This window comes from Microbacterium sp. PF5, assembly GCF_004794315.1.
Taxonomy (GTDB): domain Bacteria; phylum Actinomycetota; class Actinomycetes; order Actinomycetales; family Microbacteriaceae; genus Microbacterium; species Microbacterium sufflavum.
Genome location: NZ_SSDQ01000161.1, coordinates 1 through 12130 on the forward strand (window position 1 = coordinate 1; position 12130 = coordinate 12130).

A 12130-nucleotide genomic window follows, 5' to 3' on the forward strand; every position below is an offset into this window, starting at 1 on the left:
TCGGGCGCGGAGCACGGCCCGCAGCGCCTCGCGCCCGAGCCAGGAGCCGCTGCCGAGGTCGCCGAGCTCCGGGCCCCAGCCGTCGATCAGCCGCGCGCCGTCCGCATCGATGCCGAGGGCCGCGGCGCCGGTGCCCGCGATGAGCAGCACGCCCGCTCCCCCGTCGAGTGCTCCGGCGTGGGCGGTCACGACGTCGGAGGCGACCGCGACGCGGGCCCCGGTGCGCGCCGCGAGCAGACCGGCGAGCTCGACGGCCGCGTCCGGCGCGAACCACGCGCCGGCCGCTCCGACGCCGATCGCATCGAGCCGCGGGAGCCCGTCCAGCAGCGGGAGGATGGCGTCGAGGGCCGCGGTCACGCCGCCGGCGGACGCCAGACCCGGGGCGCCGAGGCCCGAGCGCTCCACGCGCGGTTCCGCGTGCACGACGACGCGGCAGCGGGACTTGCCGAGATCGACGGTGGCGGTCGGCGGGGCGCTCATCGGCTCTCCTCGGGGACGCGGTGGAAGTAACGAAAAGAGACTACATGCGAAGTAGACTCACTGAAAAGAATTTACCATTCTTGTCACGACCCCCGTCACGACATACTTGAGAATCCCACATCCCCGGAGGACCGATTGAGCATCCAGTCGACGATCGAAGCGGCCGCATCGACGCTGCCGCCCTCGCTCGCCCGCATCGCGACCGTGGTCCGCGAGAACCCCTCGATCGTGATCGACAAGACCATCAACGAGCTCGCCGAGGAGTGCCAGACCTCGGTCGCCTCCGTCGTGCGGTTCTGCCGCGCCATCGGCTTCAGCGGCTACGCCCCGCTGCGCATGGCCCTCGCGACCGAGCTCGGCAAAGAGGCCGCGCAGTTCTCGGCCCGCGGCGCCTTCGGCTCGGAGATCTCCGACGAGGACACGCTGCAGGAGGCGGTGTCGAAGCTCGCGGCGCTGGAGCTCCTGGCCATCGAGGAGACCGTCGCCCAGCTCGACTTCGACGTGCTCGAAGCCGCCATCGACGCGATCGACGGCGCCGACCGCATCCTGCTGTACGGCATCGGCGCGAGCCAGTTCGTGGCGGAGGACCTCGCGCACAAGCTGCTGCGCGTCGGCCGCAACGCGCACGTGCTCGCCGATCCGCACGAGGCCGTCGCGGCGACCGTGCTGCACGCGGCCCCCACCGTGGCGATCGGCTTCTCGCACGCGGGGTCGACGATCGAGACCGTGCGGTTCCTGGAGACGGCGCGCGCGAACGGCGCCGCGACCGTCGCCGTCACCTCGGCCAAGGACTCCCCGCTCGCGCACGCCGCCGATCACGCGCTGTTCACCGAGGTGCGGGAGTCGGCCTTCCGCGCCGGAGCCATGGTCAGCCGCATCGCGCAGCTCACCCTGGTCGACTGCCTGTTCATCGGCGTGGCCAAGCGGCGCTACGCCGAGACCGTCGACGCCCTGCGCCGCACCCGCCAGGCCACGCACGCCCTGCGCGACTGATCGCGCCGTCGCGCCTCAGCCGCGTCCGATCGAGCCCGCCGTGCGCAGGAACACGATGATCCAGCTGAAGATCAGCACCGCCGCGATCAGCTCCACGGCCGTGAGGTTGTAGTACCCCACCGCGAAGAACGCGCCGAGCAGCACGATCACCAGCACGTACGCCCAGCCGAGCCCGACGAACACCCGCGGGATGGCGGGCAGGAACCACGGCAGCCCGACCACGACCACGGCGAACACCACGGCCATGCCCGTCGCGACCGTGTTGTGCAGCAGGAAGAACTCGTCCACCGGGAAGAGCCCGACGCACGCGAGGAAGATGCCCATCAGGATCAGGCCGCCGCGAACCACGAGGCGTCCGCGCCGCTCGGCCTGATCGTCGGCGGGCAGCCCGGCCGTGGCATACCGCGCGATCGTCGTGACCATCACCCCCGCGATCACCAGCGTCGCGTTGAACGCGACCGAGGCGCTGTTGCTGCTCATCCCGAGCGCCGACAGGTTGTCGCGCCACCAGTGCACGTCGCTCGACGCCAGCATGCTCGCGAACGCCCCGACCACGAGGAACACCGCCAGCACGAGCGACAGCACCATCGGCGTGAGGGCCACCGCGCTGAGGAACGACACGTACGCGGTCAGCGCGAAGGCCACCGCCATCAGGATCGCGCCGGGGAACGGGAACACCGGGGCATCCACGAAGCTGCGCTCCAGCAGTTCCGCGATGCCCAGCCAGCCCAGGTAGGCGATCGCGGCGTGGGCGAAGGCGATCGCGAGCAGGTCGTACCAGCGCAGCCGGTCGCCCGGCACGCTGAAGCCGTCGCGCACGGCGGTGGGGTCGGGCTGCTCCGGCCGCACCGCCAGGCGCCCCAGAGCGAACGCGAGCGCCGCGGTGGCCGCGCCTCCGTACGCCGCGAACACGCCGATCGACCCGGTGCCGCTGATCGACAGCTGATGGCCCCAGAACACCGGCAGCGCCACGACGAACCCGAGCACCAGGAACGCCGCGCCCACGATGAGGGCCGTCGCCTCGTACACCGCTTCCGGTGTGCCCGGTCCGCGCACCTGGCGCAGCACCCGCAGGACTCGATCCGCGAGCATCCTCATCGCCCCGTCACTCACGGTCCACATCCTAGAAGGCATCCCCTTCGCGCGGTCCCGGTGATACCATCGCGGAACGGATCGTATACAACGTCGTCGTTCCACCAGCCCGAGGTGATCAGTCATGAACGGTGCACTCGCCGCCCCCGCCGAATCGGTGTCGACTCTGGTCGCGCGCAACATCAGCGACTTCCGCGCCGCCGTCTCGGAGTCCTTCGTCCCCCTCCAGGTCACCACCGCGGGTGCCGACCAGTTCCGCGGCGTGATCCGCGGCGCCTCGGTCGACGAGGTGCACGTGAACGACATCCGTGCCACCTCCCACGTGGTCGAGCGCACGTCGGAGCTGATCGCCCGCGGTGACCGCTCGTACTTCAAGGTGAGCCTCATGCTCGCCGGCACCGGGCTGCTCATCCAGGACGACCGGGAGGCCGTGCTGCAGGCCGGCGACCTGGCCGTGTACGACACCGACCGCCCGTACTCGCTCGTGTTCGACCAGGACTTCCGCACCATGGTGGTGATGTTCCCGAAGCACCTCATCAGCCTCCCCGCCGACATGATCGGGCAGCTCACGGCCGTGCGCATCTCGGGGCAGGAGGGGCTGGGCGGCATGGTCGTGCCGTACCTCACGCAGCTCGCGGGCAACCTCGACCAGCTCGCCGGCACGACCGGCGCCCGCCTCGCGCACAGCGCGCTCGACCTGGTCACGACCGTCTTTACGCGCGAGCTCGGGCTCGATCAGGCCTCGGCCGATCCGCACCGGGCTCTCATGCAGCGCATCCGCTCGCACATCGACCGGAACCTCGCCTCGACCGATCTGGGCCCAGCGACCATCGCCGCCGCGCACTTCATCTCGACGCGGCACCTGCACGGGCTGTTCCAGGAGCAGGGGGTCACGGTCTCCACCTGGATCCGCACGCGCCGCCTGGAGCAGTGCCGCCGCGACCTGCTCGACCCGATGCTCGCCGACCGCCCCGTCGCCGCGATCGCCGCCCGCTGGGGCTTCGTCGACGCCGCGCACTTCAGCCGCGCGTTCAAGACCGCCTACGGCATCTCCCCCAGCGAGTACCGCACCGCCCACTGACCCCGTCCGCTGGTCCGCGGTGCGGGATCACAAACGCGCCTCCCACCCCCACCCCCGGCCCGTTTCCCACCCCGGGCCCCGCGGACGCCCCGCACCCGCCGCATCCGGGATCACAAACGCGCCTCCCGCCCCCACCCCCGGCCCCTTTTCCACCCCGCACACCCGGCCCCACCGCACGACACCGCACCCCGCGGCCCCACCGCACCGCACCGCACCGGACTTGCCCGGGAGGGCACGCCGGTTGACTCTCGGCGCGCGATGGGGAGCGCGCGCTTGAGCGGCTGCCGGGCCCGGATCGAGCATGAGGCAAGCGCACCGCGATGACGCGGTGCCCGGGGCGAGGAGGCCCCGCCGCGTGCGACGTCAGGACCCCCATGACCGACATCACCGCCGACCCCGCGCTGGACGAGTGGCGCACCTACGACGAGTTCGCCGCCGGCATCGACACGTACCGGCTGCCGAACACCGGACTCGCCGGCACCGCGTTCACGCTCACCCTCGACGACGGCGGCAGCCTCGCGCTCCGCTTCGACGAGGAGTCGGCGCACTGGGACGGCCTCGGCGCCTCGGGCCGCGACCCGTACGACGCGGTCCGCGTGCGCGACGACGTCGTGTTCGTCAACCTGCCGCTCACCAGCCGCGAGCGCGAAGCCCTCACGATCGTGTTCTGCACCTCGACCCGTCGCGCGACCGTCGTCCGCTCCCGCATCGCCGCGGAGGCCGTGGAGAGCACGCCCCAGGTCGGGCAGGACTTCTGGGCCGCGACGATCGACGGCGGCGAGGCGACGGGTGAGGTGCCGGGCCCCAGCCGCGACCTGATCGGCAAGCGCAACGTCTACCGCTACAGCCCGCACCACCTGTACGAGCACGTGTACGTGTCGAGCCAGCGCTACGCCTGGCAGTGCCTGGAGGGTGTGCAGCGCGGCCACGGCGACATGGACCTGTCGACCGTGTGGAAGTTCGCCGACGGCCTGTACCTGTTCTGCTTCCGCGAGTTCCGCATCGCGGTCGCGAGCGTGTGGCTGCACGACCTCGGCTATCAGCTGATGACCACGGGCATCTTCCTGGGCCTCAACGGCGACGGCGAGTCGGAGCACTCCCGCGCCGGCGGCCACATCTACCCGCTGGGCGCCGTCGCCTACCCCGACGTGCAGCCCGTCTGACTCGAGGAGCCCCCGATGAGCGATGCAGACCTGGTGCGCGAGCACTACGCCGCCAACGACCGCGGCGACCTCGACGGCATGCTGGCCCCGTTCGCCGCCGACATCGAGTGGACGGAGGCCGCCGGCTTCCCCTACGCCGGCACCTACATCGGCCCGGAGGCGGTGGCCGAGAACGTGTTCGGCCGCATCCAGGAGGAGTGGGACGACTACACCGTCGCGATCGACGAGGTGGTCGACGGCGGCGACGTCGTGGTGGGGATCGGCACCTACTCCGGCACCTACAAGCGCACCGGGCGCTTCTTCGCCGCCCGCGTCGCCCACGTCTGGCGGGTGGCGGGCGGCGAGATCGTCGCCTTCGAGCAGTTCACCGACACCGAGCTCGTGAACCGCGCGCTGCGCGACTGACCCCCCACGAACGCGACACAGCACCACCGAACACGAGAGGCAGGAAGCACATGAACAGACGAGCAACCGGCACCGCGGCAGTCCTCGCCGTGGCCGCCCTCGCTCTCGCCGGCTGCGCCGGCGGGGACGGCGCAGGCGGGGGCGACGGCGCCCCCATCGTCGTCGGATCCGTGAACACGATCAGCGGCCCGGCGACATTCCCCGAGGCCTCGCAGGCGGCCGCGGCCGTCTTCGACGCGTTCAACGACGACGGCGGGCTCGACGGCCGGAAGATCGACTACAAGATGCTCGACGACAAGGGCGACCCGGCCACGGCCACCGCCTCGGCGCGCGAGATCGTCGGCAGCGACGGAGCCGTCGCGCTGGTCGGCTCCGCGAGCCTGATCGAGTGCGAGATCAACGCCAAGTACTACGAGCAGGAGGGCATCCTGTCTCTGCCGGGCATCGGCGTCGACACCGGCTGCTTCGACAGCGACAACATCTCGCCCGCCAACGTCGGGCCGTTCAACGACATGACCCTCACGCTGCAGTACGGCTCCGAGGTGCTCGGCCTGGACGACATCTGCATCCTGCTGGAGATCGCCGGATCCACCCGCCCCACGTATCAGGCGGCCATCGACAAGTGGACCGAGATCACCGGCAAGGAGCCGAAGTACATCGACGACACCGTGCCGTACGGCGCGTCCGACTACACGCCCTACATCGTCAAGGCGCGCGACCAGGGCTGCAAGGCCCTCGCGATCAACCCGGTCGAGCCCGACGCGATCGGGCAGGTCAAGGCCGCGAACGCGCAGGGCTGGGACGACGTGACCTGGCTGTACCTCACCAGCGTGTACAGCGAGAACTTCGCCGACGCGATCGACGACGCCGGTGCGGGCATCTACGTCCCCGCGGAGTTCTACCCGTTCACCGACGACAACGAGATCAACGCCGACTGGCGGAAGCTGATGGAGGCCAACGACATCCCGCTCACCTCGTTCAGCCAGGGCGGCTACCTCGCGGCGACGTACTTCATCGAGGTGCTCAAGAGCATCGACGGCGACATCACCCGCGAGAGCGTCTCGGAGGCCCTGAAGAGCATGGAGCCGATCGAGAACCCGATGGTGGGCACGCCCTACGCCTTCGGCACGCAGAACACCGCGGGCTGGCCGATCATCCTGAAGTCCGGCACCAACGCCTGGGAGAAGGTCGCGGACGACTGGCTGCGCATCGGCGAGTAGTCCCCGCGTCGACGGGCTCGGCGACCCGCCCGGTCGCCGAGCCCGTCGGACACCCCTCCCCCTCACCAGAAAGGACGCCTGATGCTGCAAGGCGCCATCGCCGGTCTCGCCGCCGGCGGCCTCTACGCCGTGCTCGGCGTGTGTCTCACCCTCATGTCGCGGCTCGTGCGAGTCGTGAACTTCGCGCAGGCCGCGACCGGCATGTTCGGGGCGTTCACGGCCGTCTGGTTCGTGCGCGAGCTCGGGCTGCCCATCTGGCTCGGCTCCGTGCTGGGCGTGCTGGTGGCGGGGCTGCTGTCCGCCGCGATCGGCTTCATCGCGGCCACCTGGCTCTCCGAGGCCTCCACCACCACGCGCTCCGCCATGACCGTGGGCCCGCTGCTGCTGCTCATCTCGCTGTCGTTCATCCTGTTCGGCAACAAGCCGCAGCCGTTCACGCCCATCATCGCCGGTCCCGCCTTCTCCCTCGGGGGTGTCGTGATCAGCCAGGTCACGGTCGCGACCGTGCTCATGGCGATCGTCACGGCCGTGGTCGTGCGGGTCGTCCTGCGCCGCACCAGGGTGGGCACGCAGCTGCGCGCCCTGTCGGAGCGGCCCACCACCGCCGAGCTGCTCGGCATCCGCTCGCGTCCGCTGTCGATCGCGGTGTGGTTCGTGACCGGGGTGATCAGCGCGATCGCGATCATCATCGTCGCGCCCTCGCAGTCCAACGACGCCACCAGCCTGTCGATGCTGATCGTCCCCGCGGCCGCCGCCGCGCTGCTCGGCGGGTTCCGCCGTCTCGATCTCGCCGTCGTCGGCGGCCTGGTGCTGGGCGTGCTCGGCGGGCTCGTCGCCCAGATCGACGAGGTCGCGCTCGTGCGCAACTTCCTCCCGTTCCTGTTCATCGTCGTCCTGCTGCTCTGGACGCAGCGCAAGGAGGTGTGGGATGCCGCTCGCTGACCGCCCCTGGTTCCGTACCACCTGGCCGTTCGCCGTGGCCGCCCTCGGCATCGGCGCCGGCGCGATCCTCAGCGCCGCCCTGCCCGGGTACTTCGTCTTCCTCGCGATCAGCGCGGTGACCGCCGCGATCGCGATCCTCGGACTCGGCATCGTGACCGGCTCGGCCGGCATGATCGCCCTGTGCCAGCTCACGTTCGCCGCCGTCGGCGCGTGGATCGTGTCGCTGCTGAACGTGATGCAGGCGCCGGGCGGCTTCCTCGTCTGGCTCGTGTGCGGCGGGGTCGCGGCGGGCCTCGTCGGGATCCTCGTCGGGCTGCCGGCGCTGCGCCTGCGGGGGGTGAACCTCGCGGTGGTCACGCTGGGCTTCGCGGCCGCCGCCGACGTGACGCTCGTGCAGATCCAGTTCCCCGGATCGGCCGACGGCATCGCGGTCGAGCGCCCCGGGCTGTTCTCCAACGACCGGCAGTTCTTCTTCCTCTCCATCATCGTGCTCGCGGTGTGCGCGCTCGGGGTGTTCTTCCTCCAGCGCGGCCGCTGGGGGGCGAGCTGGAAGGCCGTGGCGTTCTCCGAGCGCGGCACCGCCGCGGCCGGTCAGAGCGTCCGCTCGGCCAAGCTCACCGCGTTCGCGGTCTCGGCGGCCCTCGGCGGCATCTCCGGCGGGCTGCTCGCCGGGCAGGTGCAGCTGCCGTTCGCGTCGAGCTTCACGCCGCTGCAGTCGCTCGCGCTGTACGTGCTGGCGATCATGTCGGGGGCGCACCTGATCGACATGGCCATCTTCGGCGGGCTCCTGTGGGTGCTGGTGCCCGAGCTGCTCAAGCGCTGGGGCGTGCCGCAGGACTGGGGCTTCGTGGTGTTCGGCGTGCTGGGCGTGCAGGCCCTCACCAGCGGCACGAACCTGGGCCAGGGCATCCGCAACCTGATCTACCGCCGCGCCGACCGCCGCACGGCGAACGCCGACCTCACCGCGCTGCCCGACGACGCCGCCGCCGACGCGGCCGCCATCACCACCACGACCACCGCGACCGTCGACGAGGCGGCCCTCGACGGCGCGCCCGTGCTCACGGTCGACGGTCTCACGGTGCAGTTCGGGGCACTCAAGGCCCTCGACGACGTGTCGTTCACGGTGCCCGCCGCGTCGATCATGGGTCTCATCGGGCCGAACGGCGCGGGCAAGTCCACGTTCGTCGACGCCATCAGCGGGTTCCTGCCGCAGCACGACGGCCGGGTGCTGCTCGGCGACCGCGACCTCGCCGGGCTCTCCCCCACGCGGCGCGCCCGGCTCGGACTGCGCCGCACGTTCCAGCAGGACCGCGTGCCGCCCGCGCTCACGGTGGGCGCGTACGTGCGCTTCGTCGCGCGACGCCGGCTGGCGGCGGCCGACATCGACGAGGTGCTGGCGTTCTTCGGCTGCCCGCCCGCGCGCTCCCGCCTGTCGAGCGTGGACGTGGGGACGCGGCGGCTGGTGGAGGTCGCGGCGAACGTGGCCGCCCGTCCGCGGCTGCTCATCCTCGACGAGCCCGCCGCCGGACTGTCGCACGAGGAGCACCTCGCGCTCGCCGCGCGGCTGCGGGAGCTGCCCGCCCGCTACGGCGTGGCACTCATCATCATCGAACACGACCTCGACCTCGTGCGCTCCGTGTGCCCGACCCTCACGGTGCTCGACTTCGGGCGCGTGCTGGCGAGCGGTCCGCAGGCCGAGGTCCTCGCGAACCCCGACGTCGTGAAGGCGTACATGGGAGAGACGGAGCTGCTGACATGAGCGAACTCGTGCTCGACGGCGTCACGGTGAGCCGCGGCGCCGGACCGGTGATCTCCGACGTGTCGCTGCGGGTGTCCGGCGGCGAGGTGCTCGCCCTGGTCGGCCCCAACGGCGCGGGCAAGACCAGCCTGATCGAGTCGGTGTCGGGTGTGACGCCGCACTCGGCCGGGACGATCACGCTCGACGGCGACCCCATCGACCGGCTGTCCCGGGTGGCCAGGGCCCGCCGCGGCATCGTGCACATCGAGCAGGGGCGGGCCGTGTTCCCGTCGCTGACCGTGCGCGAGAACCTCTCGCTCACCGCGCGCACCCCGGCCGAGGTGGACGCCGTGCTCGCCCAGTTCCCCGAGCTCGAGAAGCGCATCGACGCCCCCACCGCGCTGCTCTCCGGCGGCGAGCAGCAGATGGTCGTCCTGGCGAGGGCGTTCGCCGCGAAACCGCGGATCCTGCTGATCGACGAGATGTCGCTCGGCCTCGCCCCCGTCGTGTTCCTGCGGCTCATGCCGATCGTGCAGTCCATCGCGCAGTCCGGGGTGGGCGTGCTGCTCGTGGAGCAGTTCACGCAGCTGGCCCTCGGGCTCGCGCAGGAGGCGGTGGTCGTGGCCGGCGGACGGGTGTCGTTCCAGGGCAGCCCGCAGGCGCTGCAGGACGACCCCGCCCTGCTGCACCGCGCCTACCTCGGCGGCTGAGACGGGCTCGCGGGGGTTAGCCTGAGCGGATGACCGAGATCCTCCGCGCCCGCGCCGCCCTGCTCGACATGGACGGCACCCTCGTCGACTCGACCGCCGTGGTGGAGCGCCTGTGGCTGGCGTGGGCGGAGCCGCACGGGCTCGACCCCGAGACGGTGCTGCGAGTGGTGCACGGGCGCCAGGGCCATCAGAGCATGGCGATCCTGCTGCCCGAGCGCGACCACGCGATCAACCTGCACGAGAACGAGATCATGCTCGCCACCGAGGCCGGCGACGTGGACGGCGTGGTCGGCATCGCCGGGGCCGACCGGCTGCTGGCGGCGCTGGAGACGGTGCCGCACGCGATCGTGACCTCGGCGAACGTGGCGCTCATGACCGCCCGGATGCAGGCCGCGGGGCTGACGGTGCCCGAGCTGGCGGTGACCGCGGAGAACGTGTCGGCGTCGAAGCCCGACCCCGAGGGGTTCCTGCTGGCGGCCCGCATGCTCGGCGTCGCTCCGGCCGAGTGCGTCGTGTTCGAGGACTCCGGCGCGGGCATCCAGGCCGGGCTCGCCGCGGGCATGCGCGTGGTCGGGGTGGGTCGGCACGCGGGGGCGCACGCGCCGACCGTGCACGTCGACGACCTCACCGCCGTGACCCTGACGCACCTCGACGACGGCTTCGAGCTGCGCATCGGCTGACGACGCGGCGACGGCACCCGCCGCCGCGCCCCGGGTCACATGCCGGCGTGGTCGAACGCGATCGTGGGGACGTCGACCACGTGCGAGCCGCCGTCCGCGACGATCACGGCACCGGTGATGTACGACGATTCCCCCGAGCCGAGGAACCGCACGACCGAGGCGATCTCCGCGGGGCGGGCCGGACGCCGCAGCGGCACGTCGGCCGTGACCGTCGCATAGGCCTCCTCGCGGGAGCCGAGACCCGCGTGCGACGCGAACTCGTCCATTTCCTCGTCGGCCATCGGCGTCTGCACCCACCCGGGGCAGATGGCGTTGACGCGCACCCCGTGCCGCCCGTAGTCGCGGGCGAGCGTGCGGGTGAGCCCGATCAGCGCGTGCTTGCCGACCGTGTACCCGGCCACGGACGGCCCCGCGAACAGCCCGGCGAGCGACGACACGACCACCACCTGGCCCTTCGCCTCGATGAGCGCCGGCAGGGCCTCGCGGGCCATCGTGAACGCGGTCGTGAGGTTCGCGCGGATCGCGGCCTCCCAGCTCGCGTCGTCTGTCTCGGCCACGGGCGAGAAACCGTGGCCGCCGGCGTTCGCGACCAGCACGTCGATGCGGCCGAAGCGCGCGAGCACCTCGGCGACCGCGGCCTTCGCGGAGGCGGTGTCGGCCGCATCCGCCACGATCGGCAGGGCGCCGACCGCCCGCTCGACCTCCTGCAGCGGTTCGGGACGACGGCCGACCACGACCACGTGCGCGCCCTCGGCCGCGAAGCGCTCCGCCACGGCGGCACCGATGCCCGTGCCGCCTCCGGTGATGACGACGACGCGTCCGGAGACGCTCGATCCGACCACGGTTGCCATGTGTGCTCCTGTTGTGTGTTCTGGCGCGCGGGGCGCCGCGGGGCCGGACGCGGGTGCGTCAGGCGGGGAAACCCGAACGGGCGGTGAAGCCGAAGTCGCTCAGCAGGGTGGTGCCGTTGACCGCCCTGCTGCGCGGCGACACCAGGTAGGTCACGTGCGCCGCCACCTCCTCGGCGGTCTGCACGGGGAAGGCGGGGTCGTCGAAGGCGCCGGCGCCCAGGTCGCCGCGGCTCATCGGGGTGTCGACCACGGAGGGGGCGACCGCGTTGACCCGCACCCCGGTGCCGGCCAGGTCGACCGACAGCGCCCGGCCGAACTGCACCAGCGCGGCCTTCGAGGCGCAATACGGCGCCATGCCGGGCGAGGCGACGACGGCCGAGTCGCTCGCGAGCAGCACGACCGAGGCCGAGCGGGCGGCCCTCAGCGTCGGCAGGGCGTGCTTGAGCACGAGGAACGCGCCGGTCACGTTGACGGCGAGCACGCGGTTCCAGTCGGCGAGCGCGGTGTCCTCGACCGCGGTGCCGACAGGGCCGGAGACCCCGGCGCAGCACACGACCGCGTCGAGCCCGCCGAGCGCCGCGACTCCAGCCGCGACCGCCGCGGACACCTGCTCCTCGTCGGTCACGTCGGCGGCCAGCAGCACGGGGTCGGCGCTCCCGCGCTCGACGCAGCCGCGGGCGGTGTCGCGCAGGGCGGACGCGTCGCGGTCGAGCAGGGCCGTGCGCACCCCCTCCGCGGCGAGCGCGAGCGCCACGGCCCGGCCGATGCCGCTGCC

12 protein-coding genes and 1 pseudogene are annotated in these 12130 nt (G+C 72.2%); 9 read left to right on the plus strand and 4 right to left on the minus strand.

The window, feature by feature from the left end:
* Positions 1–480: pseudogene (locus DW297_RS15885) on the minus strand (hypothetical protein); the annotation flags it as partial.
* A 135-nt stretch (positions 481–615) separates the two neighbouring features.
* Between DW297_RS15885 and DW297_RS15890 the strand changes: the two are divergent.
* A complete protein-coding gene (locus DW297_RS15890; RefSeq protein WP_136034182.1) occupies positions 616–1473 on the plus strand; it encodes a MurR/RpiR family transcriptional regulator in 858 nt (285 codons plus the stop codon).
* Positions 1474–1488: 15 nt separating this feature from the next.
* Here the strand turns inward: DW297_RS15890 and DW297_RS15895 are convergent, their stop codons facing one another.
* Positions 1489–2586: a DUF998 domain-containing protein gene (locus DW297_RS15895; protein WP_206251579.1), complete on the minus strand. Its 1098-nt coding sequence runs from the start codon at positions 2584–2586 to the stop codon at positions 1489–1491.
* Positions 2587–2689: 103 nt separating this feature from the next.
* On the opposite strand from DW297_RS15895, the gene DW297_RS15900 reads away from it, so the two are divergent.
* The 8 genes from DW297_RS15900 (at position 2690) to DW297_RS15935 (ending at position 10504) form a co-directional block, all read left to right on the plus strand.
* On the plus strand, positions 2690–3646 hold the full coding sequence (locus DW297_RS15900; protein ID WP_136034184.1) for an AraC-like ligand-binding domain-containing protein: 957 nt from the start codon (positions 2690–2692) through the stop codon (positions 3644–3646).
* Between the two features lie 374 nt (positions 3647–4020).
* On the plus strand, positions 4021–4809 hold the full coding sequence (locus DW297_RS15905) for a MoaF C-terminal domain-containing protein (protein WP_136034186.1): 789 nt from the start codon (positions 4021–4023) through the stop codon (positions 4807–4809).
* Positions 4810–4824: 15 nt separating this feature from the next.
* A complete protein-coding gene (locus DW297_RS15910; protein ID WP_136034188.1) occupies positions 4825–5214 on the plus strand; it encodes a nuclear transport factor 2 family protein in 390 nt (129 codons plus the stop codon).
* A gap of 50 nt (positions 5215–5264) precedes the next feature.
* The gene (locus tag DW297_RS15915) at positions 5265–6434 is read left to right on the plus strand and encodes an ABC transporter substrate-binding protein (RefSeq protein ID WP_136034190.1); all 1170 of its coding nucleotides are present in this window, start codon (positions 5265–5267) and stop codon (positions 6432–6434) included.
* Positions 6435–6515: 81 nt separating this feature from the next.
* Positions 6516–7376 carry an ABC transporter permease subunit gene (locus DW297_RS15920; RefSeq protein WP_136034191.1) on the plus strand — a complete coding sequence of 287 codons (861 nt, stop codon included), beginning with the start codon at positions 6516–6518 and terminating at the stop codon, positions 7374–7376.
* Complete coding sequence (locus tag DW297_RS15925) at positions 7363–9135, plus strand: branched-chain amino acid ABC transporter ATP-binding protein/permease (RefSeq protein ID WP_136034193.1); 1773 nt, start codon at positions 7363–7365, stop codon at positions 9133–9135. The genes DW297_RS15920 and DW297_RS15925 overlap by 14 nt, the downstream gene beginning before the upstream one ends.
* Positions 9132–9824 (plus strand): ABC transporter ATP-binding protein, encoded by a 693-nt coding sequence (locus DW297_RS15930; RefSeq protein ID WP_136034195.1) that lies wholly within the window; start codon positions 9132–9134, stop codon positions 9822–9824. The genes DW297_RS15925 and DW297_RS15930 overlap by 4 nt, the downstream gene beginning before the upstream one ends.
* A 29-nt stretch (positions 9825–9853) precedes the next feature.
* Complete coding sequence (locus DW297_RS15935) at positions 9854–10504, plus strand: HAD-IA family hydrolase (protein ID WP_136034197.1); 651 nt, start codon at positions 9854–9856, stop codon at positions 10502–10504.
* Positions 10505–10539: 35 nt separating this feature from the next.
* On the opposite strand, the gene DW297_RS15940 is transcribed toward DW297_RS15935, so the two are convergent.
* Both DW297_RS15940 and DW297_RS15945 read right to left on the minus strand, forming a co-directional pair.
* Positions 10540–11355 carry an SDR family NAD(P)-dependent oxidoreductase gene (locus DW297_RS15940; RefSeq protein WP_136034199.1) on the minus strand — a complete coding sequence of 272 codons (816 nt, stop codon included), beginning with the start codon at positions 11353–11355 and terminating at the stop codon, positions 10540–10542.
* Positions 11356–11413: 58 nt separating this feature from the next.
* A partial coding sequence (locus DW297_RS15945) for an SDR family NAD(P)-dependent oxidoreductase (RefSeq protein ID WP_136034201.1) occupies positions 11414–12130 on the minus strand: 717 nt, incomplete at its 5' end.

What these genes read in the sequence shown, in the direction of transcription:
- DW297_RS15905 (WP_136034186.1), top strand. Translation starts at nt 4,021, where the DNA reads ATGACCGACATCACCGCCGACCCCGCGCTGGACGAGTGGCGCACCTAC.
- DW297_RS15910 (WP_136034188.1), top strand. Translation starts at nt 4,825, where the DNA reads ATGAGCGATGCAGACCTGGTGCGCGAGCACTACGCCGCCAACGACCGC.
- DW297_RS15915 (WP_136034190.1), top strand. Translation starts at nt 5,265, where the DNA reads ATGAACAGACGAGCAACCGGCACCGCGGCAGTCCTCGCCGTGGCCGCC.
- DW297_RS15925 (WP_136034193.1), top strand. Translation starts at nt 7,363, where the DNA reads ATGCCGCTCGCTGACCGCCCCTGGTTCCGTACCACCTGGCCGTTCGCC.
- DW297_RS15900 (WP_136034184.1), top strand. Translation starts at nt 2,690, where the DNA reads ATGAACGGTGCACTCGCCGCCCCCGCCGAATCGGTGTCGACTCTGGTC.
- DW297_RS15935 (WP_136034197.1), top strand. Translation starts at nt 9,854, where the DNA reads ATGACCGAGATCCTCCGCGCCCGCGCCGCCCTGCTCGACATGGACGGC.
- DW297_RS15940 (WP_136034199.1), bottom strand. Translation starts at nt 11,355, where the DNA reads ATGGCAACCGTGGTCGGATCGAGCGTCTCCGGACGCGTCGTCGTCATC.
- DW297_RS15930 (WP_136034195.1), top strand. Translation starts at nt 9,132, where the DNA reads ATGAGCGAACTCGTGCTCGACGGCGTCACGGTGAGCCGCGGCGCCGGA.
- DW297_RS15920 (WP_136034191.1), top strand. Translation starts at nt 6,516, where the DNA reads ATGCTGCAAGGCGCCATCGCCGGTCTCGCCGCCGGCGGCCTCTACGCC.